Origin of the sequence: Edaphosphingomonas laterariae, assembly GCF_900188165.1 — a bacterium.
Lineage (GTDB): Bacteria > Pseudomonadota > Alphaproteobacteria > Sphingomonadales > Sphingomonadaceae > Sphingomonas_E > Sphingomonas_E laterariae.
In genome coordinates this window covers 388,733-408,849 of sequence record NZ_FZOS01000001.1, presented here as the reverse complement: position 1 = coordinate 408,849, position 20,117 = coordinate 388,733, and the positions used below count along the sequence as shown (strand labels likewise).

19 protein-coding genes are annotated in these 20,117 nt (G+C 65.7%); 10 read left to right on the top strand and 9 right to left on the bottom strand.

Going from position 1 to position 20,117, the window contains the following annotated elements:
• Positions 1-17 precede the first annotated feature (17 nt).
• A complete protein-coding gene (locus CHB74_RS01840) occupies positions 18-467 on the top strand; it encodes a DUF6265 family protein (RefSeq protein WP_245842533.1) in 450 nt (149 codons plus the stop codon).
• A 13-nt stretch (positions 468-480) separates the two neighbouring features.
• The gene (locus CHB74_RS01835) at positions 481-885 is read left to right on the top strand and encodes a VOC family protein (RefSeq protein WP_089217876.1); all 405 of its coding nucleotides are present in this window, start codon (positions 481-483) and stop codon (positions 883-885) included.
• Between the two features lie 47 nt (positions 886-932).
• Here the strand turns inward: CHB74_RS01835 and CHB74_RS22335 are convergent, their stop codons facing one another.
• The 7 genes from CHB74_RS22335 to CHB74_RS01800 all read right to left on the bottom strand — a co-directional run bounded on the left by CHB74_RS22335 (position 933) and on the right by CHB74_RS01800 (position 7,876).
• Complete coding sequence (locus CHB74_RS22335; protein WP_425442228.1) at positions 933-1,799, bottom strand: PEPxxWA-CTERM sorting domain-containing protein; 867 nt, start codon at positions 1,797-1,799, stop codon at positions 933-935.
• Between the two features lie 198 nt (positions 1,800-1,997).
• On the bottom strand, positions 1,998-2,261 hold the full coding sequence (locus CHB74_RS01825; RefSeq protein WP_089217874.1) for an ATP synthase F1 subunit epsilon: 264 nt from the start codon (positions 2,259-2,261) through the stop codon (positions 1,998-2,000).
• Between the two features lie 51 nt (positions 2,262-2,312).
• On the bottom strand, positions 2,313-3,782 hold the full coding sequence (gene atpD, locus CHB74_RS01820; RefSeq protein WP_089217873.1) for a F0F1 ATP synthase subunit beta: 1,470 nt from the start codon (positions 3,780-3,782) through the stop codon (positions 2,313-2,315).
• A 50-nt stretch (positions 3,783-3,832) separates the two neighbouring features.
• Positions 3,833-4,720: a F0F1 ATP synthase subunit gamma gene (locus tag CHB74_RS01815; RefSeq protein ID WP_089217872.1), complete on the bottom strand. Its 888-nt coding sequence runs from the start codon at positions 4,718-4,720 to the stop codon at positions 3,833-3,835.
• 59 nt (positions 4,721-4,779) lie between these two features.
• Positions 4,780-6,309 carry a F0F1 ATP synthase subunit alpha gene (gene atpA, locus CHB74_RS01810; protein WP_089217871.1) on the bottom strand — a complete coding sequence of 510 codons (1,530 nt, stop codon included), beginning with the start codon at positions 6,307-6,309 and terminating at the stop codon, positions 4,780-4,782.
• 2 nt (positions 6,310-6,311) lie between these two features.
• Entirely contained in the window at positions 6,312-6,866 is a 555-nt protein-coding gene (locus CHB74_RS01805; protein WP_089218000.1) for a F0F1 ATP synthase subunit delta, read from the bottom strand.
• A 164-nt stretch (positions 6,867-7,030) separates the two neighbouring features.
• On the bottom strand, positions 7,031-7,876 hold the full coding sequence (locus CHB74_RS01800; protein WP_144033688.1) for a hypothetical protein: 846 nt from the start codon (positions 7,874-7,876) through the stop codon (positions 7,031-7,033).
• Positions 7,877-8,023: 147 nt separating this feature from the next.
• Here CHB74_RS01800 and ada point away from each other — a divergent pair, with 147 nt between their 5' ends.
• From ada to CHB74_RS01775, 5 genes are all read left to right on the top strand, one after another.
• Entirely contained in the window at positions 8,024-9,082 is a 1,059-nt protein-coding gene (gene ada / locus CHB74_RS01795) for a bifunctional DNA-binding transcriptional regulator/O6-methylguanine-DNA methyltransferase Ada (RefSeq protein WP_089217869.1), read from the top strand.
• A 73-nt stretch (positions 9,083-9,155) separates the two neighbouring features.
• Positions 9,156-10,211, top strand: a complete 1,056-nt coding sequence (locus CHB74_RS01790) for a hypothetical protein (RefSeq protein ID WP_089217868.1) — start codon at positions 9,156-9,158, stop codon at positions 10,209-10,211.
• Entirely contained in the window at positions 10,211-10,876 is a 666-nt protein-coding gene (locus CHB74_RS01785; RefSeq protein ID WP_089217867.1) for a Fe2+-dependent dioxygenase, read from the top strand. The genes CHB74_RS01790 and CHB74_RS01785 overlap by 1 nt, the downstream gene beginning before the upstream one ends.
• Positions 10,877-10,918: 42 nt before the next feature.
• Positions 10,919-13,090 carry a primosomal protein N' gene (locus CHB74_RS01780; protein WP_089217866.1) on the top strand — a complete coding sequence of 724 codons (2,172 nt, stop codon included), beginning with the start codon at positions 10,919-10,921 and terminating at the stop codon, positions 13,088-13,090.
• A gap of 41 nt (positions 13,091-13,131) precedes the next feature.
• Positions 13,132-13,776, top strand: coding sequence for a DUF4126 domain-containing protein (locus CHB74_RS01775; protein WP_089217999.1), 645 nt, complete (start codon positions 13,132-13,134; stop codon positions 13,774-13,776).
• A 128-nt stretch (positions 13,777-13,904) separates the two neighbouring features.
• Here the strand turns inward: CHB74_RS01775 and clpA are convergent, their stop codons facing one another.
• Complete coding sequence (gene clpA / locus CHB74_RS01770) at positions 13,905-16,217, bottom strand: ATP-dependent Clp protease ATP-binding subunit ClpA (RefSeq protein WP_089217865.1); 2,313 nt, start codon at positions 16,215-16,217, stop codon at positions 13,905-13,907.
• A 150-nt stretch (positions 16,218-16,367) separates the two neighbouring features.
• On the bottom strand, positions 16,368-16,565 hold the full coding sequence (locus CHB74_RS01765) for a DUF1192 domain-containing protein (protein WP_089217864.1): 198 nt from the start codon (positions 16,563-16,565) through the stop codon (positions 16,368-16,370).
• A gap of 72 nt (positions 16,566-16,637) precedes the next feature.
• Between CHB74_RS01765 and CHB74_RS01760 the strand changes: the two genes are divergently transcribed.
• The 3 genes from CHB74_RS01760 to CHB74_RS01750 all read left to right on the top strand — a co-directional run bounded on the left by CHB74_RS01760 (position 16,638) and on the right by CHB74_RS01750 (position 20,113).
• Positions 16,638-17,642, top strand: coding sequence for an NAD(P)H-quinone oxidoreductase (locus tag CHB74_RS01760; protein WP_089217863.1), 1,005 nt, complete (start codon positions 16,638-16,640; stop codon positions 17,640-17,642).
• Between the two features lie 162 nt (positions 17,643-17,804).
• The gene (locus CHB74_RS01755; protein WP_089217862.1) at positions 17,805-18,590 is read left to right on the top strand and encodes an SDR family oxidoreductase; all 786 of its coding nucleotides are present in this window, start codon (positions 17,805-17,807) and stop codon (positions 18,588-18,590) included.
• A 119-nt stretch (positions 18,591-18,709) separates the two neighbouring features.
• Entirely contained in the window at positions 18,710-20,113 is a 1,404-nt protein-coding gene (locus CHB74_RS01750; protein WP_089217861.1) for an NAD(P)H-dependent flavin oxidoreductase, read from the top strand.
• Positions 20,114-20,117: the final 4 nt, after the last annotated feature.

The window sequence follows — 20,117 nt, the reverse complement described above, 5'->3', positions numbered from 1 at the left end:
CCACGGGGAGACGGGCCATGCGGATCGGGACGGTAATGATCGTGGCGGCGGCGATGGCCGCAGCGTCTCCTGCCGGGGCACAGGACATAAGCCAGTTCGGCTGGCTTGCCGGCGCCTGGGCAACGGAAGTGGATGGGCGCTGGGCCGAGGAATGGTGGACCCCGCCGCGTGGCGGCATCCTGATCGGCGCGGGGATCACGGGCAAGGGCGCCACCGCCGACTTCTTCGAACATATGCGGATCATGGCCGACGGCGCGGGGCGCATCACCTTCTATGGCAGTCCAAAGGGGGCGCCGGCGGTCGCCTTCGCGCTGGTTCGATCGGGGGCGGGCGAGGCGGTGTTTGAAAATCCGGCCCATGATTATCCGCAGCGCGTGCATTACCGCCGGGAAAAGGAAATACTCGTTGTATCCGTATCAATGATAGACGGCAGCAAGGCGGAGAGCTGGCGCTACAAGAGAAGGTGAGAGGAGCGCCGACATGGCCATCAGGAAGCTCGACCACGTCAATATCCGCACGCCGCATCTGGAAGCGACGATTGCCTTTTATGGGGATGTGCTCGGCATGCGCACGGCGCCGCCGCTGGGCATGGCCGGTGAGATCACGGACGCCGCATGGATCTATGATGACAGCGGCGCCGCGGCCCTCCATGTCGGCCGGGCTGGCACGCCCTATCCCGGCGATGACGGCATCGCGCCGCCCGCCGATCCCGGCAGCGCGATGGTCCACCATGTCGCGTTCGATTGCGACGATCATGGCGGGATGCTGGGGCGCATCGAGGCGGCGGGCGTCGAACATTTCCGCAATGACCTGCCCGCGTTCGGCCTGCGCCAGATATTCGCGCGCGACCCCAATGGCGTGCTGGTGGAACTGAACTTCCGCTAGGGCAGGGGAGCGCCGTCTGCGGGCGGCGCCCCCTCAGTCACCCGCGATCAAATAGCGAAGGCGCGTTCACGGCGGCGCAGCGCACCGCCGACAAGGCCGAAGCCCGCGATCATCATCGCCCAACTCGCCGGTTCGGGCACCGACGCGGTGAGCGCGAACTGGCGATCCATGTCGAGCGCGATCGCCGCCTGCACCTGCGCGCTCGGATGCGTGCCATCGAACGAGAAATAGCCGCTGCAATCCATGCCCGGCCCATTGGCCACGGCAGCACGGCAAGGCGTGGAAAAATCCATCGGGCCAAGGCCGAGGCTGCCGGGGTCGGCGACAATGCGGGCGAAGGCATCGAGATAGGAATAGCGCATCAGATCGGTGCCGGCATCGAGCGCGAGGCCGTCGAGCGCGGACTGAAGCAGTCCATCGACCATATAGGCCAGCGGTTCGGTGGGGTTGGGAATGCCGGTGATCAGGATATTGCGGGCGCCCATATCATTGAGCGCCTGGACGCTGCCGGCATAGGTGGCGACGACCGCCGCGATATAGTCGTCGGGCGTGTAGCTGCCGATATTGCCGGCGAGCAGGCCGAAAATGTCATTGCCGCCGAAATTGAGGACGTAGAGCGCGTCGCTGTCGGCCACGCCGCCATGGCCGGCCGCATAAGCGCCGAGCTGGAACTGGACGTCGGGAATGGCATCGCCATGGTTGACGACGCGCGCGCCACCGAAAGCATAATTGTTGCCGCCGGCCAGCGATGCCGTGGTCGGCGCCCCATAAAGCGCGATCGACAGGTGATCGGTATAGTCATAGCCGTTGGTAAAACGGCCCTGATAATAGCCGTCCGACTCGGCGGGCACGGTTCCACCCGTCGTCAGCCGAATATTGCCGGCGTCGACAAGGCTGTCGCCAAAGACGTACATCGTCGAATATTTCGGGTTTGCCGTAGCGGCAAGCGCGCTGGCGGAGATGATTGTGGTGCAGCCGATCAAGGCCAGCTGCACGACCCTTCCGATACCCATCCTCGTCCTCCTTGTTATTGCGCCAAGGAGGCTATGTAATCCGGTTAATCTTGCAAGGGCTTGGGACGGCCGGCCGGAGCCAGCCGTCCCGAAGCGGGATCAGGCGTCGGACGCGGCCTCGGCGAGGACGGTCAGGCCCTTTTCGTTCACTTCGGCAAAACCGCCTTCGACGTGGATGCGCGCCGAAACGGTGTTGGGGCCGGAATAGACCTGCAATTCGCCCGAACGGATCACCGACATGAAGGGGGCATGGCCCGCGAGCACGCCGAAATCACCTTCGGTGCCGGGGACGACGACCATGTGGACGTCTTCCGAACGGAGCAGCTTTTCCGGGGTGACGAGTTCAAAGTGCAGATCGGCCATTTCTACGTTCCTTAGCCCCCTCCCCATGCGGGGAGGGGTTTACAGTCGTCGTTACGCGGCTTCGGCCAGCTTCTGGGCCTTGGCGATCGCTTCTTCGACGCCGCCGACCATGTAGAAGGCAGCTTCCGGCAGGTGATCATAGCCACCGTCGACGACGGCCTTGAACGACTGCACGGTGTCTTCGATCTGCACGAACTTGCCGGGGATGCCGGTGAAGACTTCGGCGACGTGGAACGGCTGCGACAGGAAGCGCTGGATCTTGCGCGCGCGGGCGACGGTGAGCTTATCTTCTTCCGAAAGCTCGTCCATGCCCAGGATCGCGATGATGTCCTGCAGCGACTTGTACTTCTGAAGCGTTTCCTGAACCTTACGAGCGGTCTCGTAATGCTCCTGGCCGACGACGGCGGCGGTCAGCACGCGCGAGGTCGAGTCGAGCGGATCGACGGCCGGGTAGATGCCCAGTTCCGAGATGGCGCGCGAAAGCACGGTCGTCGCGTCAAGGTGGGCGAACGAGGCGGCCGGGGCCGGATCGGTCAAGTCGTCGGCCGGCACGTAGATGGCCTGCACCGAGGTGATCGAACCCTTGTTGGTCGACGTGATGCGCTCCTGCAGGGCGCCCATGTCGGTGGCCAGCGTCGGCTGGTAGCCCACGGCCGAAGGAATACGGCCGAGAAGCGCCGACACTTCCGAACCCGCCTGCGTGAAGCGGAAGATGTTGTCGACGAAGAACAGCACGTCCTGGCCTTCGACGTCGCGGAAATATTCGGCGATCGTCAGGCCCGAAAGAGCGACGCGGGCACGGGCGCCCGGCGGCTCGTTCATCTGGCCGAAGACCAGCGCCACCTTCGAGCCGTCCGGCGTCGGGTTGCCGTCGGCGTCCTTGGCGATAACGCCGGCGTCGAGGAACTCGTGATAGAGATCGTTGCCTTCGCGGGTGCGTTCACCGACGCCCGCGAACACCGAGGTGCCGCCATGGCCCTTGGCGATGTTGTTGATCAGTTCCTGGATGAGCACGGTCTTGCCCACGCCGGCGCCGCCGAACAGGCCGATCTTGCCGCCCTTGGCGTACGGGGCGAGAAGGTCGATGACCTTGATGCCGGTAACCAGAATGCTGGTTTCGGTCGACTGGTCGACGAACAGCGGGGCTTCGGCGTGGATCGGCGCCGACAGGTCGGTGCCGACCGGGCCGCGCTCGTCGATCGGCTCGCCGATGACGTTGAGGATGCGGCCGAGCGTCTGCGGGCCGACCGGAACGCGGATCTGCGAGCCCGTGTCGGTGACCGGCTGACCGCGGGTCAGGCCGTCGGTGGTGTCCATCGCGATCGTGCGGACGGTGTTTTCGCCGAGGTGCTGGGCGACTTCGAGGACCAGGCGGTTGCCCTGGTTCTCGGTTTCCAGCGCCGAAAGGATCGCCGGCAACTGGCCGTCGAACTGCACGTCGACGACGGCGCCGATGACCTGGCTGACGCGGCCGACATTGCCGGCGGCGGCGGCCTTATTCGCGGACTTGGGCTCAAACATGTCTTCTCACCTCAATGTTCGGGTGCGCGGACCCGATCAGGATTTGGGTCTTAGAGCGCTTCCGCGCCCGAAATGATTTCCACGAGCTCGGTGGTGATCGCGGCCTGGCGGGTCCGGTTGTACTGGATCGTCAGGCGGTTGATCATGTCGCCGGCATTGCGCGTCGCATTGTCCATCGCGGTCATGCGGCTGCCCTGCTCCGAAGCGGCATTTTCCAGCATCGCGCGGAACAGCTGAACCGCGACGTTGCGGGGGAGGAGCTCGGTGAGGATCGCTTCCTCGTCGGGCTCATATTCGACCGCCGCCGAAGCACCCGCCGCAGCGGCGCCGTCATTGGCGGCGGCAAGCGGCACGGGGATGATCTGCAGCTCGGTCGGGATCTGCGCCAGCGCCGACTGGAACTTGGCGAAGAACAGGTGGGCGACATCGAATTCGCCGCCTTCGTAGCGCTTGATGAGATCCTGGCTCACTTCATGCGCGTCGGAGAAAGCGATGTTCTTGATGTGGCTCTGATCGACCTGGTGGACGATCTTGCCCGGATAGAGGCGAGCGATGACCGCGCGACCCTTCTTGCCGATCAGGTAGAACTTCACGTCCTTGCCCTGGGCGATCAGCTCGTCGGCGGTCTTGCGGGCCAGCTTGACGATGTTGCTGTTGAACGCGCCGGCGAGGCCGCGTTCCGAGGTCGCGACGACGAGCAGGTGGCGCTGGTCGCTACCGGTGCCGGCAAGCAGCTTGGGGCTTTCCGGTCCGATCGTCACCTTCGAGGCGAGGCTCGACATCACTGCCGACAGCCGTTCCGCATAGGGACGGCCGGCCTCGGCCGCCTGCTGCGCACGACGCAGCTTGGCGGCGGCGACCATCTTCATCGCCTTGGTGATCTTCTGGGTCGACTTCACCGAAGTGATGCGAACCTTGAGGCTCTTGAGGCTGGGCATTCCCTAGTCCCTGTTATCCGCCGCTTCCGCGCATGGCGAAAGCGACGGTTGCCAATGTCTTAAGCGAACGTCTTGACGAAGGCGTCGAGCGCAGCAGCGAGCTTCGCCTTCAGATCGTCGCCCAGATCCTTGGTGTCGCGAATGCCCTTCAGGACATCGGCGTGGTTCTGGCGGAGATCGGCGAGGAGCGCCTGTTCGAAGCGAACCACGTCCGACGCGGGGATGCCGTCGAGATAGCCGTTCACGCCGGCGAAGATCGACGCAACCTGCTCTTCGAAGGGCATCGGCGAGAACTGGGCCTGCTTCAGCAGCTCGGTGAGGCGGGCGCCGCGGTTGAGCAGCTTCTGCGTCGACGCGTCGAGGTCCGAACCGAACTGGGCGAAGGCCGCCATTTCGCGATACTGGGCGAGCTCCAGCTTGATCGAGCCCGCGACCTTCTTCATCGCCTTGGTCTGCGCGGCCGAGCCGACGCGCGACACCGACAGACCGACGTTAATCGCGGGACGGATGCCCTGATAGAAGAGGTCGGTTTCGAGGAAGATCTGGCCGTCGGTGATCGAGATCACGTTGGTCGGAATGTAGGCCGAAACGTCGCCCGCCTGGGTTTCGATGATCGGCAGCGCGGTCAGCGAGCCGGCGCCCATGGCGTCGTTCATCTTGGCGGCGCGCTCGAGCAAGCGGCTGTGGAGATAGAACACGTCACCCGGATAGGCTTCGCGGCCCGGCGGACGGCGGAGCAGCAGCGACATCTGACGATAGGCGACGGCCTGCTTCGAAAGATCGTCATACACGATCACGGCGTGCATGCCGTTGTCGCGGAAATACTCGCCCATCGCGACGCCGGTATAGGGCGCGAGATACTGCAGCGGGGCCGGTTCCGAAGCGGTGGCGGCGACGACGATGGAATATTCCATGGCGCCGTTTTCTTCGAGCTGACGGACGATCTGCGCGACGGTCGAGCGCTTCTGGCCGACGGCGACGTAGATGCAATAGAGCTTCTTCGACTCGTCGTCGCCCTTGTTCACTTCACGCTGGTTGATGAACGTGTCGATCGCGACGGCGGTCTTGCCGGTCTGACGGTCGCCGATGATCAGTTCGCGCTGGCCGCGGCCGACGGGGACGAGCGCGTCGAGCGCCTTGAGACCGGTCTGCACCGGTTCGTGCACCGACTTGCGCGGGATGATGCCCGGCGCCTTCACTTCGACGCGGCGACGCTCGGTCGAATCGATCGGGCCCTTGCCGTCGATCGGGTTGCCGAGGCCGTCGACCACGCGGCCGAGCAGGCCCTTGCCGACCGGAACGTCCACGATGGTGCCGGTGCGCTTGACGACATCACCTTCCTTGATCTCGGCGTCGGTGCCGAAGATCACGACGCCGACGTTATCGGCTTCCAGGTTTAGGGCCATGCCCTTGATGCCGTTGGCGAATTCGACCATCTCGCCGGCCTGGACATTGTCCAGGCCGTGGATGCGGGCGATGCCGTCGCCGACCGACAGCACGGAACCGACCTCGGAGACCTGCGCTTCGGTGCCGAACGAGGCGATCTGGTCCTTGATGACCTTGGAGATTTCTGCGGCGCGGATATCCATGTTCAGCCTTTCATCGCAGTCGCGAGAGTGTTCAATTTGGTGCGGATGGAGCCATCGATCTGGCGGCTGCCAACCTTGACGATCAGTCCGCCGAGGATGGCGGGGTCGACGGTGAGGTCGACCGACACGTCACGGCCGAGCTGGCTCTTGAGCGTGGTCTTGAGCTGGGCGACCTGATCGTCGTTGAGCGGGTGGGCCGACGTCACTTCGGCCGTAAGCTCGCCACGGTGCTGGGCGGCGAGCTGGCCGTAGGCGCGGATCGCCGGGGCGATCTGGCCGAGCCGGCCGTTGGCGGCGAGGACGCCGAGGAACTTGGCGGTGAACGAATCGAGTTTCAGCGTCGCTGCGGTCGCCGCGATCGCCTTGGCCGCGCTGTCGCGCGAGACGAGCGGGCTCGTCGTCAGCCGACGAAGGTCGTCCGATTCGGCAAGCGCCTGCTTAAGGGTCGAGAGGCTGGCCGAAACGGCGTCCAGCTGCTTCTCGTCACGGGCGAGTTCGAACAGCGCCATTGCATAGCGCCCTGCGAGACTAGCCTGAATACCGCCGGAATTCTCCACGCGCGTCAAATCCCCCAAAAGAAGCCGGGCCCTGGATTTCGTGCCATGCGAAAAAGGGGGCGCCAAAGGGCGTCCCCGCATGGGTCGCGGGCCGGTTAGCAGGGGAGTTGCGACTATGCAAGGCGGGCAATTGCGCCCGCCGCAAGGAAGTTGGGGATTGAACGTCACTGCAGGCGCAGCGCGTTGTGAATCTCCCCCTGCTGATCGTCGCCAAGGAAATCCGAATAGCGCGGATGGGCGAACAGATGGGCGTAATAGATCTGGTAGCGATAGCGCAGATGGGACAGCGGCAGCAGGTTCTGGTTGAGGTCGATCTTCACGTCCGGGGTCGTGTTGTTATATTCGCGGAGCGCGGCGAGTTGGCCGTTATAGGCACCATACATTTCGGCCGGCGATCCGATGATGTCGTCGAAATACATCGCGATGCGCGGCAGGAAATGGTCTGCCTGCCCGGCAGCACGATCGAACAGGTGCAGGCTGTCCAGCGTCGACGACCAGTAATCGACATCGTTGAACACCGCGCCGATCGGGGCGGGGCGATAGGTTTCGACGAACGAGCCGACGGTATCGCGGACATTGCCGATCACCAGCGTGGCATCGGGCACCTTCTTCTGCAGGGCGTCGCGATCCATCGGATATTGGGCGGCACGGAACCAGTAAGGCAGATCTTTCGGCCCTTCCGGATCGGGCATGCCCGCGCCCGTGTCGAACCCGTAGATTTCGACGGCGACGCCAGTGACGCGCTGCACCTGCTTGGCGAAATCGGCCATGAAGGCGATGCCGTTGCCGCCTGCGACGCCGAATTCGATCGCGGAAATCCGTTCATGCCCAAGACGTTTCGCCAATTGGGCGGCGTGGAGCATGCAGTAAGCGTAATTCGGCCGCTCGATCGCCTGCGTATCGAGCAGGAACCATGGATTATAATTGTAGATATTCCGGGTGGATGAGGACTTAAGTGCGATCGCCGGAATTCGCTCGACAGCAGAAGGCGCGACAGTAGCTGCCTCCACAGGAGGCTTCACCTTTTTGTTGCCAGGTTGATGCGAGCCTGACCGGAGATGAAGGTCATTGTAGGCAGTTTGGGCCGGAATTGACGGGGCAGCTTTGAACGCAAGCGGCGGGATGCATCCTGCGCCCGGCATCGCCACATTGGCCGCATGACCCAGATCGAATCACTCCACCTGCCGATCATCGATGCCGACGCCGCCTGGGCGGCAGTGCTCCGGCGCGATCGCGGGCAGGACGGCCGCTTCGTCACCGGCGTGCTGACGACGGGCATTTATTGTCGCCCGTCCTGCGCCGCCCGCCACCCCCGGCGCGAAAATGTGCGCTTTTTCGCGGACGGGCAGGCGGCGCGCGATGCGGGCCTGCGGCCGTGCCGCCGTTGCCTGCCCGACGATGTGGCGCGCGATGAGGCCGGGATCGCGAAGGCGCTTGCCTTTATCGGCGCGGCAGAGGAGCCGCCGTCGCTCGATGCCGTCGCGGCCGAGGCGGGCTATGCGCCGCATCATTTCCTGCGCCTGTTCCGGCGCGCCACCGGGCTGACGCCCGCAGCTTATGCCCGCGCGCTCCGCGCCCGGCGGGCGGAAACGGCCCTGAAGGAGAATAGCACCGTGACCGAAGCCCTTTATGATGCCGGCTATGCCGCACCGGCCCGCTTTTATGCCGATGCGCCCGCGCGGCTGGGCATGACGCCATCGGCCTGGCGCGACGGCGGCAGGGGCGTGGCGATCCGCTGGGCGATCGCGCCGACGAGCCTCGGCCGGATGCTGGTTGCGGCGACCGAGCGTGGGATTTGCCGCCTGTCCTTCGACGAGGACGAGTCCGAACTCACCGAACGTTTTCCGTACGCCGATATCGCGCCGGGCGGGGCTGCGCTCGCCGATCTCGTCCAGCGGACGGTTGCCGCGGTGGAGGCGCCCGAGCGGCCGCACGATTTGCCGCTCGACGTGAAGGGCACGGCCTTTCAGGAAGCGGTATGGCTGGAATTGTCGCGCATCCCACCGGGCGAGACGCTGTCTTATGCGGCGCTGGCCGCCAAGGTGGGTAAGCCCGGTGCGGCACGCGCGGCGGGTTCGGCCTGCGGCGCCAACAATGTGGCGGTGCTGATTCCCTGCCATCGCGCCAAGCGCGGCGATGGCACACTGGGCGGCTATGCCTATGGCCTGAAGATCAAGGAGGAATTGCTCGCCCGCGAAGGCCGTGGCGATAGCTGACGGGGCCTGTGCAAGCCGGGGCGAAAGGCGGTAGGAGAGGGCAACCCGATCCCCGCCCGCACCCGGAGCCTCTGTGACCGCCGATCCCTTCGCCCAGCTTTTCCGATCCTCGGCGGAGCTTTTCGTGCAGTCGGTCGATCTTGCCGGGGATCGCCTGCTCGTCCAGAGGATGGCGGAAGTGGATTATGCGCAGGCGAGCTTCCTCGACCAGCGCATCCTGACCGAAGGCCGCGCGCGGCAATGGTTCGGCTGGGACGAGGTGGAACAGCTCACCGGCCCGTTGCCCTGCACCGCCCAGGCGATCTTCCACATCGGCCATGTCGGATCGACGCTGCTGTCGCGCCTGCTGGGCGAGGTTCCGGGTGTGCTGGGCGTGCGCGAGCCGGTGCTGTTGCGCACGCTGGCCGAATTGCGGCGGCTGCGCGACCGCCCCGAATCGCCCTGGTCGCCCGAACGTTTCGATCATCGCACCGCCATGGCGCTGGGCTGGCTCTCGCGCACCTTCCGGCCCGATCAGCGCGCGCTGATCAAGGCGACCAGCTTCGTTTCCGATCTTGCGCCGGCGATGCTGGCCCACGGCCAGCGGGCGCTGTTCCTGACGGTACGGCCCGACATCTATCTGCCCACCATCCTTGCCGGTGAGGCATCGGTGCAGGAACTGGGCGCGCTCAGCGCCACGCGGTTGCAGCGGCTTCATGGACGGATGGGCGAAGAACCATGGCGCCTGTGGGCACTGTCGTTGGGTGAGCGCGCGGCCTTGGGCTGGGCGTGTGAGATGGCGGCGCTGGTGGATGCCGAAGACGCTGCCGCCGCCGGCCAGCTATTGTGGGTCGATTTCGATCGCTTCCTCGATCAACCGGCCGAAATGCTGACAGTCAGCGCGAAACATTTCGGATATGTTGTTGAAAATGCTCAGGCCGAAACGCTCGTCTCGGGGCCGATCATGTCGCGCTATTCCAAGGCGCCCGAACATGCCTATAGCCCGCAATTGCGCCATGACGTGCTGGCCGCCGCGCGGCGCGAACAGGCCGATGAAATCGCGCGCGGGCTCGCCTGGCTGGAACGGGCCGCCCGCGACTATCCGTTGATTGCCCGCGCGCTGGAGCGCGGCACCCGTGGAGGACATTGATGTTCAGGATGATCGAGGACGTGCTGCCGCCGGAGGCCGTGGCCGAACTCGTGGCGATTGCGGCGGCGGCCCAGTTCGTCGACGGCAAGGTCAGCAATCCCCATTCGCGGGTGAAGAACAACCAGCAATTGCATGAACCGCAGCCGGCCGAACGCGCCGCGCAGATCGTGGCGCGCGCCTTGCTGGGCAATCGTGAATTTTTCGACATCGCCTTTCCCAAGGCGATCGCGCCACCGCTGCTCGCCCGATACGAGCCGGGGATGAATTACGGCCTGCACCCCGATGCGGCGATGATGCAGACGCCCAGTGGCGCGCTCCGTTCCGACCTCAGCTGCACGGTCTTCCTGGCCGATCCGGCGAGCTATGATGGCGGGGCGCTGCGCGTCCAGCTCGGCAGTGGCGAGATGCGGTTCAAGGGCAAGCCGGGTTCGGCCGTGGTCTATCCGTCGATGACGCTCCACGAGGTGGAACCGGTGACGCGCGGCCAGCGGCTGGTGGCGATCACCTTTATCCAGAGCCGGATCGCCGATCCGGTGGAGCGCGACCTGCTCTACGAGCTGAACGAGGTCGCCGCGCTCGAAGGCAATAATATGGCGCCCGAGAATTTCTCGCGCCTGCAGGCGGTGCAATTCAATCTCATGCGGCGGTGGACCGACCATCCCTGATCGCAGCGCCTTTCTGCCACCCGGCCTGTCGGAGCGGCTTTCGTGAACCCGCGCGCCCGCGTCCTGCTGCTCAATCCCGCGCTCGGGCCGCTCGATTATCGGGTAGACCGGGGGCAGGATGTCGTGCCCGGCTCGATCGTGCTTGCCCCGCTTGGGCCGCGTCAGCTTGTCGGCGTTGCGTGGGAACCGGAACGGATGCCTTCCGACGCGGAGGTCGGCGACAACCGGCTGAGGCCGCTGGCCGGCGTGTTCGATCTGCCGCCGCTGGGCGCGCCGCTGCGCCGGCTGATCGAGTGGACGGCCAACTATTATCTGGCGCCGCCGGCAGCGGTGTTGCGGATGGCGCTGCCGTCCAGCTCCGCGCTCGATGGCGCGCGCACGGTGATCGAATATCGCGCCACGGGCGAAGTGCCGCAGCGGCTGACCCCGGGGCGTGCACAGGCGCTGGAGCGGATCGGCGAACGGCAGGGGCTGGTGCGCGAGCTGGCCGCGATCGCCGACGTTTCCGAAGCGGTGATCCGGGGCCTCGTAAAGATCGGCGCGATCGAGCCGGTGGAGGTTTCGGTGGACGATCCCTTCGTCGATCCCGATCCCGATTTCGCCGCGCCTGCCTTGTCGGACGATCAGGCTGCCGTCGCCGGGCGACTGGTGGATGCGGTGCGCGCGGCCAGGGCGCAGCCCTTCCTGCTCGATGGCGTCACCGGATCGGGCAAGACTGAGGTCTATTTCGAGGCGGTGGCCGAAGCGATCCGGCAGGGGCGGCAGACGCTGGTGCTGCTGCCTGAAATCGCGCTGACCGAGCCGTTCCTCAAGCGCTTCGCCGCGCGCTTCGGCCATGTGCCGATCGCCTGGCATTCGGATCTGCGCCAATCGCAGCGCCGGCGGGCGTGGCGGGCGATCGCCAGCGGCGAGGCGAAGGTGGTCGTGGGCGCGCGTTCGGCGCTGTTCCTGCCTTATGCCCGGCTGGGCCTGATCGTCGTCGACGAGGCGCACGAAACCAGCTTCAAGCAGGAAGATGGCGTGATGTATCACGCCCGCGACGTGGCGGTGATGCGCGGCCTGTTCGAAGCCTGCCCGGTGGTGCTGGCATCGGCCACGCCGGCGATCGAGACGCGGCAGCAGGTGGCGCTGGGCCGGTATGAGGAACTGAAGCTGCCCGGCCGCTACGGCCCCGCGCAAATGCCTGAAATCACCGAGATCGACCTGCTGGCCGATCCGCCGCTGAAAGGGCGCTGGCTGGCGCCGACGCTGGTGAAGGCGATCGACGAGACGCTGGCGCGCAAGGAACAGGCGCTCTTGTTCCTCAATCGCCGGGGCTACGCGCCGCTCACGCTCTGCCGCACCTGCGGGCACCGCTTCCAATGCCCCAATTGCACCGCCTGGATGGTGGAACATCGGCTGATGGCGCGGCTCGCCTGCCATCATTGCGGGCATGTCATGCCGCCGCCGGAGGTCTGCCCGGAATGCAAGGCGGAGGATTCGCTGGTCGCGTGCGGGCCGGGGGTCGAGCGGATCGCCGACGAGGTGGCGGCCCTGTTCCCCGATGCCAAGACAGCGGTGGTGACGTCGGACACCTTATGGTCGCCGGCGCGGGCGGCGGAATTTGTCGGCCGGATGGAAGCGGGTGATATCGACATCGTCGTCGGCACCCAGCTGATCACCAAGGGCTATCATTTCCCCAATCTGACGCTGGTCGGCGTCGTCGATGCCGATCTCGGCCTGGCGGGCGGCGATCTGCGCGCGGCCGAACGCAGCTTCCAGCAGATCGCGCAGGTTGCCGGGCGGGCAGGGCGCGGCGAAAAGCCGGGCCACGTCTTTGTCCAGACGCGCGAGCCGGGGGCGCCGGTGATCCGCGCGCTGGTTTCGGGCGATGCCGACAGCTTCTACGCCGCCGAAACCGAATCGCGCCGCACGGCCAATGCCCCGCCCTTCGGCCGTTATGCGGCGATCATCGTCTCGTCGGAAAAGCTGGATGACGCGGTCAACACCGCCCGGCTGATCGGCCACAGCGCGCCGCAGGTGGATGGGATGCACGTTTTCGGCCCTGCGCCGGCGCCGCTCGCCATGCTGCGCGGGCGGCATCGCCAGCGCCTGCTGGTCCATGCGCGGCGGGCGCTCGACGTGCAGGATGTGATCCGCGGCTGGCTCGGCAATCTCGAATGGCCGCGCGGCGTGCGCGTGGCGGTGGACGTGGACCCTTATTCCTTCGTCTGAAGATTTGTCGGGCAGGCGGAAACATGGCATTTTCCGGCGCCATGGGTGTGGTCGAGCTGCTCGGCGTCGCCGCCAGCGTCAGCCTGCTTGCGGGCTGGAGGCTCTATCTGTGCGTGTTCGCGACGGGGCTGGCGATGCGGACCGGCTGGATCGAGCTGCCGCAGCATCTCGCGTCGCTCGACGTGCTGGCCAATCCCTGGGTGTTGGCGATTTCCGCGCTGGGCCTGATCGCCGAATTCTTCGCCGACAAGGTCGCGCTGCTCGATTCGGCGTGGGACGCGGTTCACACACTGATCCGCCCGATCGGCGGTGCCTTGCTGGCGATGGCGATCGTCGATGCGCAGGATCCGGCCTGGCAGGTCGCCACCTTCCTGCTCGGCGGCGGGGCGACGCTGCTGACCCATGGCGCCAAGGCAGGCACGCGCGCGGTGGTGAATGCCAGCCCTGAACCGTTCAGCAATGTCGCCGTATCGACCGGCGAGGATGTGGCGACGGCCGGGCTGCTCTGGCTGGCGCTGGCCAATCCGGTCGCGGCGGTGATCGTCGCGATCGTGCTGCTGGCGCTGACGGTGGTGGCGCTGATCCTGCTGCGCCGCGCGATCAAGCGCTTCCTGGCGCCGCCGGCCCGGCGTGCCGGGGAAGAGCCGGACCCATTCCCGCTACGTGGTGGTCCTCCACCGGCATAGCGGAAATGGATCCCGGTTTGAGCGCTTAGAGCAGTTACCGATCCGACTGCGTCGGCTCGAATGCTCTAAGCTCTTTGCTTACCGCGCTTTCCGAGTCAGCAGGTGATTCCACCTGCTTGGAAAGCGCTCTAGCCCTTCACCTCGGCCTTGGCCTTGCCGCCCTTTTTCGGGCGCTTGGGCGCGGCCGCGACGATTTCGAAGGCGAGCGCCTCGTCCTTCAGATGCACCTTCACTTCGCCGCCATGGACGAGCTTGCCGAACAGGAGCTCCTCGGCCAGCGGCTGCTTGATCTTCTCCTGGATCAGGCGGCCCATCGGCCGCGCGCCATAGAGCTTGTCATAGCCGCGCGCGGTGAGCCACGCCTTGGCATCGTCGTCGAGCGCGATGTGGACGTCGCGATCCGCCAGCTGCAGTTCGAGCTGGAGGATGAACTTTTCGACCACGCGGCCGACGACTTCCGGCGGCAGATAGCTGAACGGCACGATCGCATCGAGGCGGTTGCGGAATTCGGGGGTGAACATCTTCTTCACCGCCTCTTCCTGCACGTCTTCGCGGGTCATCGCGCCGAAGCCGATCGATTCGCGAGCCATGTCCGACGCACCGGCATTGGTGGTCATGATCAGGATCGTGTTGCGGAAATCGACCGTCTTGCCGTGGTGATCGGTCAGCTTCCCGTTATCCATCACCTGCAACAGGATGTTGAACAGATCGGGATGCGCTTTCTCGATCTCGTCGAGCAGCAGCACGCAATGCGGATGCTGGTCCACCGCGTCGGTCAGCAGGCCGCCCTGATCATAGCCGACATAGCCCGGCGGCGCGCCGATCAGCCGGCTGACCGAATGCCGTTCCATATATTCCGACATGTCGAACCGCTGCAGCGGGATGCCCATGATCGAGGCAAGCTGGCGGGCGACTTCCGTCTTGCCGACGCCGGTGGGGCCGGAGAACAGATAATTGCCGATCGGCTTGTCGGGATCGCGCAGGCCCGCGCGGCTGAGCTTGATCGCCGACGAGAGCACCTCGATTGCCTGGTCCTGGCCGAAGACGACGCGCTTGAGATCGGTTTCGAGCGTTTCGAGCACCTTCTTGTCGTCGGTCGAAACCGATTTCGGCGGGATGCGCGCCATCGTCGCGATGACGGCCTCGATCTCCTTGACCGTGATCACCTTCTTGCGCTTCGATGGCGGCACCAGCATCTGCATGGCGCCGACTTCGTCGATCACGTCGATCGCCTTGTCGGGCAGCTTGCGATCGTTGATGTAGCGGGCCGACAGCTCGACCGCGGACTTGATCGCGTCGGGCGTATATTTGACCGAATGGTGATCCTCGAACGCCGAACGCAGGCCGGTGAGGATCTTGATCGTATCCTCGATCGTCGGCTCGTTGACGTCGATCTTCTGGAACCGGCGCAGCAGCGCGCGATCCTTTTCGAAATGGTTGCGGAACTCCTTGTAGGTGGTCGATCCGATGCAGCGGATCGTTCCGCCCGAAAGGGCCGGCTTCAACAGGTTGGACGCGTCCATCGCGCCGCCGGACGTGGCGCCCGCGCCGATCACCGTGTGGATCTCGTCGATGAACAGCACCGCGTGGGGCAGCTTTTCAAGCTCGTTCACGACCTGCTTCAGCCGTTCCTCGAAATCGCCGCGATAACGGGTGCCGGCGAGCAGCGCGCCCATGTCGAGCGAATAGATGACGGCGGGCTTCAGCACCTCCGGCACGTCGCCTTCCACGATCTTGCGGGCCAGGCCCTCGGCGATGGCGGTCTTGCCCACGCCGGGATCGCCCACATAAAGCGGGTTGTTCTTCGAACGGCGGCAGAGGATCTGGACGGTGCGGTCCACTTCCGGCCCGCGACCGATCAGCGGATCGACACGGCCTTCCTTGGCCTTTTCGTTCAGGTTGACGCAGAACTGCTTGAGCGCGCTTTCGCCCTTCTTGCCGTCCTGCTTCTGCGCCTTTTCCTCGTCCGCGCCCTTCACCTCGCGCTGTTCGGGGGGCTGGCCGCCCTTGCCGACGCCGTGGCTGATGAAGCTGACCGCATCGAGCCGGCTCATATCCTGCTGCTGGAGGAAATAGACGGCATAGCTCTCGCGCTCGGAAAAGAGCGCGACGAGGACATTGGCGCCGGTCACTTCCTCGCGGCCGGAGGACTGGACGTGCAGGATCGCGCGCTGCACGACGCGCTGGAACCCGCTGGTCGGCGAAGGATCGGTATTGCCTTCGACCTTCAGGGCATCGAGCTCGGTATCGAGATAGAGGCGGACCGCCTCCTTCAGCTCCTCCAGCTCCACGCCGCAGGCCGTCATCACCTTGGAGGCGTGCTCGTCATCGATCAGCGCGAGCAACAGATGCTCGAGCGTCGCATATTCGTGGCGGCGGCTGGACGCGGCGGACAGCGCGTTGTGAAGGGTCTGTTCCAGCTCGCGGGCGAAAGAAGGCATTGCGTATCTACTCCCTCGGGCCGCGTGGAAGGCGCGCCCCGCTGACAACTATGTCGTGAGCCTCGGCCCGTTGATCAAGCCGTGCCCGCTCATCAAGAACGCCGGTCGCCGGAGCCTGGTTGCGTCCGCCGCGCTCCGGCCGGTTCGCCCTCATCGTTTGAATAGGGCCTCGGCGCTTGCCCGGTGGTTAACGGCGGCTTCGGCCTTGGCCCGCGTGCGGGCGATCTCCGCCTCCAACGCCGCGATCCGCGCCTGCAATTCCGTAACGGAAAGCGGATCGAGATCCTGCAGCCGCAAAATCGTCAGCGGATCATCGGCACGTTTGGGAAGATTGTCGTCGACATCCATGGGCGGAGCGTTGACCGATGCGCGCTCCATGTCAATAAACGCGAACCGGACAAAAGCGCCGATGGGGGAATTATGGCCGCGCTTCCAGAATTCATGCGGGCGATCGACCCTGAGGAGGCCGGCGGGCCAGAGGTGCTGCGCGTCGTCGAACGGCCTGTGCCCCGGCCCGGCGCGGGCGAAGTGCTGATCCAGGTGGCCGCCGCCGGGGTCAACCGGCCGGATGTGATGCAGCGCAAGGGGCTCTATCCGCCGCCGCCGGGCGCATCCTCGATTCCCGGGCTGGAAGTGGCTGGCCGCATCGTGGCGCTGGGCGAAGGTGTCGAGACCGACTGGGCGGGGCGGCCGGTGTGCGCGCTGCTCGCCGGTGGCGGCTATGCCGAATATGCCGTGGCCCCGATCGGCCAGTGCCTGGCCATGCCGCCGGGCCTGTCGATGGTGGATGCCGCCGCGATGCCCGAAACGCTGTTCACCGTGTGGACCAACCTGTTCGAACGGGCCTTTGCGGCGGAAGGTGATGTGGCCCTCGTCCATGGCGGGACGAGTGGCATCGGCACCATGGCGATCGCATTGGGCAAGCAATTCGGTCTGACCATGATCGTCACCGCAGGGTCGGACGAAAAATGCGCGCGCGCCGTGGAAATCGGCGCCGATCATGCGATCAATTATCGCACCGCCGATTTCGTCGAGGAAGTGAAGCGGATCACCGGGGGCAGGGGGTGCGACATCGTGCTCGACATGGTTGGCGGCGATTATGTGCCGCGCAACCTGGCCTGCCTGGCCGATGACGGGCGCCATGTGTCGATTGCGATCCAGCGTGGCGCCAAGGCCGAAATCTCCATCTGGGACGTGATGCGCCGCCGGCTGACCCTCACCGGATCGACGCTGCGGGGGCGATCGGCCGAATTCAAGGCGCTGGTCGCCGACGAACTGGCCCAGACCGTCTGGCCGCTGATCCGCGATGGCAGCCTGCGGCCGGTGATCGACGCGACCTTCCCGCTCGACGATGCCGCCGCCGCCCATGCGCGGATGGAAGCGGGCGAACATGTCGGCAAGATCGTGCTGGAGATCGCGGGCTAGCGCGCACCATCGCTTCGATCGGCGGCGGGGGCGTGCCGGGCTTGTTCCAGCCTGTTCGGTTTCGCGGTTGGGCCACAACCATGCGCGGCGCGCTTGTCCTTCCTCGCGGCCAGCCATAGGCCTCTGGCAACGGCGAACCCCGCCTATGCGAGAGGATCTGACATGCTGCTCAAGGACAAGGTTATCATCATCACCGGCGTCGGCCCCGGCATGGGCCGCGCCATGGCCAAGATCGCGGCGGAAGAAGGCGCGAGCGTCGTGATGGGCGCGCGCAAGCAGGCATTTCTTGATGAGGTGAAGGCCGAGATCGAAGCCGCTGGCGGGCAGGCCGTGGCGCTTTCCACCGACGTGTCCGATCGTGCGCAGTGCGACCGGCTGGTCGCCGCCGGCATCGAACGCTTCGGCCGCATCGATGGCCTCGTCAACAGCGCCTATGCGCCGGGCGAAAACGGCCCGTTCGACGATGCCGATATCGAAGGCTGGGCGCACACCATCGACGTCGCCTGCATGGGATCGGCGCGGATGGCGCAGGCGGTGCTGCCGCACATGAAGGCGCGGCGCGAAGGCGCGATCGTCAATGTGGCGACCATGCAGTCGCTGAAGCATCTGCAGGGCGGATCGCTTTCCTACGCGATCGCCAAGGGCGCGCTCGTCACTGCCTCCCGCCAGCTCGCCGCCGAAGTCGGCCAATATAATATCCGCGTCAACGCGACGCGCATGGGCTGGCTGTGGGGCGATCCGGTGCGCAACGCGCTCGAGGGCATGGCGAGCCACATGAACACCACGGTCGAGGCGATTGCCGAAGGCGTGGCGCAGCGCATTCCGCTCGGCGTGATCCCGCCGGAGGAAGAGTGCGGCAAGTCGGTGCTGATGTTCGTTTCGGACTATACGAAAATGGTCACCGGCGCGGTGCTCGACATCAATGGCGGCGAGTGGATGGCGCCCTGATAGGCGCCATTTCCGGCGGAAATCGGCGCTTTAGCGGCACGCGCAGCGGGGTGCGTTCTTTTAGCGCGCATTTCGCTGCGGGCTGGCCTATAGGGGGCCGATTTCGCATGGAGGGATGATTGTTCAAGGGTGTGCGGCCGATCCTCTACGGGGGGCGCGAGGTGTGGCCGTTGGTCGAGGGCGGCAAGGGCGTTGCTGCCACCAATCACATGAGTTCCGGGGCCTGGGCGGCCGCTGGCGGGATCGGCACGGTGTCGGCGGTCAACGCCGACAGCTATGATCCTGACGGCAAGATCATCCCCCAGGTCTATCGCGCGCTCACGCGGCGCGAACGCCATGACGAACTCGTCGCTTATGCCATCGACGGCGCTGTCGATCAGGTGAAGCGCGCTTATGAGATTTCGGGCGGCAAGGGCGCGATCAACATCAACGTGCTGTGGGAAATGGGCGGCGCGCAGCGTGTGCTCCATGGCGTGCTCGAGCGCACGCGCGGCATGGTGGCGGGCGTCACCTGCGGCGCCGGCATGCCCTATAAGCTGTCCGAGATCGCGGCGTCCTACGGCGTCCATTATCTGCCGATCATCAGCTCCGGCCGCGCCTTCCGCGCGCTGTGGAAGCGGGCCTATTCGAAGGCGTCGGAATGGCTGGGCGCGGTGGTCTATGAAGATCCGTGGCTTGCCGGCGGCCATAATGGCCTGTCGAACGCCGAAGACCCGCTGAAGCCGCAGGATCCCTATCCGCGCGTCAAGGAACTGCGCGAAACCATGCGCGAAGGCGGCATCCCCGATAGCGTGCCGATCGTGATGGCCGGCGGCGTCTGGTATCTGCGCGACTGGAGCGAGTGGATCGACAATCCCGAACTCGGCCAGATCGCCTTCCAGTTCGGCACGCGGCCGCTGCTGACCCGCGAAAGCCCGATTCCGCAGGCGTGGAAGGACCGGCTGACCACGCTCGACGAGGGCGACGTGCTGCTCCACCGCTTCTCGCCCACGGGTTTCTACTCGTCGGCGGTGCGCAACCCGTTCCTGCGCAATCTGGAAGCGCGGTCCGAACGCCAGATCGCCTTTTCGGGCGAAGCGGCGGGCGATCACCAGTTCCAGCTCGACGTGGGTGTGAAGGGCAAGAATTTCTGGGTCACCCGGAACGATCTGATGCACGCGCGCGAATGGTTCGGCCTCGGCTTCACCATGGCGCTGAAGACGCCGGACAACACGCTGGTGTTCGTCACGCCGGAAGAAGCCAAGGAGATCCGCAAGGATCAGGCCGATTGCATGGGCTGCCTCAGCCAGTGCGGCTTCTCCTCCTGGGCGGATACCGAGGGCAATTCCACCGGCCGTCTCGCCGATCCGCGCAGCTTCTGCATCCAGAAGACGCTGCAGGACATCGTGCATGGCGGCGATGTCGAACAGAATCTGATGTTCGCGGGCCACGCGGCCTATCAGTTCAAGAAGGATCCCTTCTACTCCAACGGCTTCGTGCCTACGGTGAAGCAACTCGTCGATCGCATCCTGACCGGCGATTGATCCA

Bases quoted from the DNA above. Each gene is read 5' to 3' on its own strand.
- CHB74_RS01840 (WP_245842533.1), top strand. From the start codon at position 18: ATGCGGATCGGGACGGTAATGATCGTGGCGGCGGCGATGGCCGCAGCG.
- CHB74_RS01835 (WP_089217876.1), top strand. From the start codon at position 481: ATGGCCATCAGGAAGCTCGACCACGTCAATATCCGCACGCCGCATCTG.
- CHB74_RS22335 (WP_425442228.1), bottom strand. From the start codon at position 1,799: ATGTACGTCTTTGGCGACAGCCTTGTCGACGCCGGCAATATTCGGCTG.
- CHB74_RS01825 (WP_089217874.1), bottom strand. From the start codon at position 2,261: ATGGCCGATCTGCACTTTGAACTCGTCACCCCGGAAAAGCTGCTCCGT.
- atpD (WP_089217873.1), bottom strand. From the start codon at position 3,782: ATGTTTGAGCCCAAGTCCGCGAATAAGGCCGCCGCCGCCGGCAATGTC.
- CHB74_RS01815 (WP_089217872.1), bottom strand. From the start codon at position 4,720: ATGCCCAGCCTCAAGAGCCTCAAGGTTCGCATCACTTCGGTGAAGTCG.
- atpA (WP_089217871.1), bottom strand. From the start codon at position 6,309: ATGGATATCCGCGCCGCAGAAATCTCCAAGGTCATCAAGGACCAGATC.
- ada (WP_089217869.1), top strand. From the start codon at position 8,024: ATGACCCAGATCGAATCACTCCACCTGCCGATCATCGATGCCGACGCC.
- CHB74_RS01785 (WP_089217867.1), top strand. From the start codon at position 10,211: ATGTTCAGGATGATCGAGGACGTGCTGCCGCCGGAGGCCGTGGCCGAA.
- CHB74_RS01775 (WP_089217999.1), top strand. From the start codon at position 13,132: ATGGGTGTGGTCGAGCTGCTCGGCGTCGCCGCCAGCGTCAGCCTGCTT.
- clpA (WP_089217865.1), bottom strand. From the start codon at position 16,217: ATGCCTTCTTTCGCCCGCGAGCTGGAACAGACCCTTCACAACGCGCTG.
- CHB74_RS01765 (WP_089217864.1), bottom strand. From the start codon at position 16,565: ATGGATGTCGACGACAATCTTCCCAAACGTGCCGATGATCCGCTGACG.
- CHB74_RS01760 (WP_089217863.1), top strand. From the start codon at position 16,638: ATGGCCGCGCTTCCAGAATTCATGCGGGCGATCGACCCTGAGGAGGCC.
- CHB74_RS01755 (WP_089217862.1), top strand. From the start codon at position 17,805: ATGCTGCTCAAGGACAAGGTTATCATCATCACCGGCGTCGGCCCCGGC.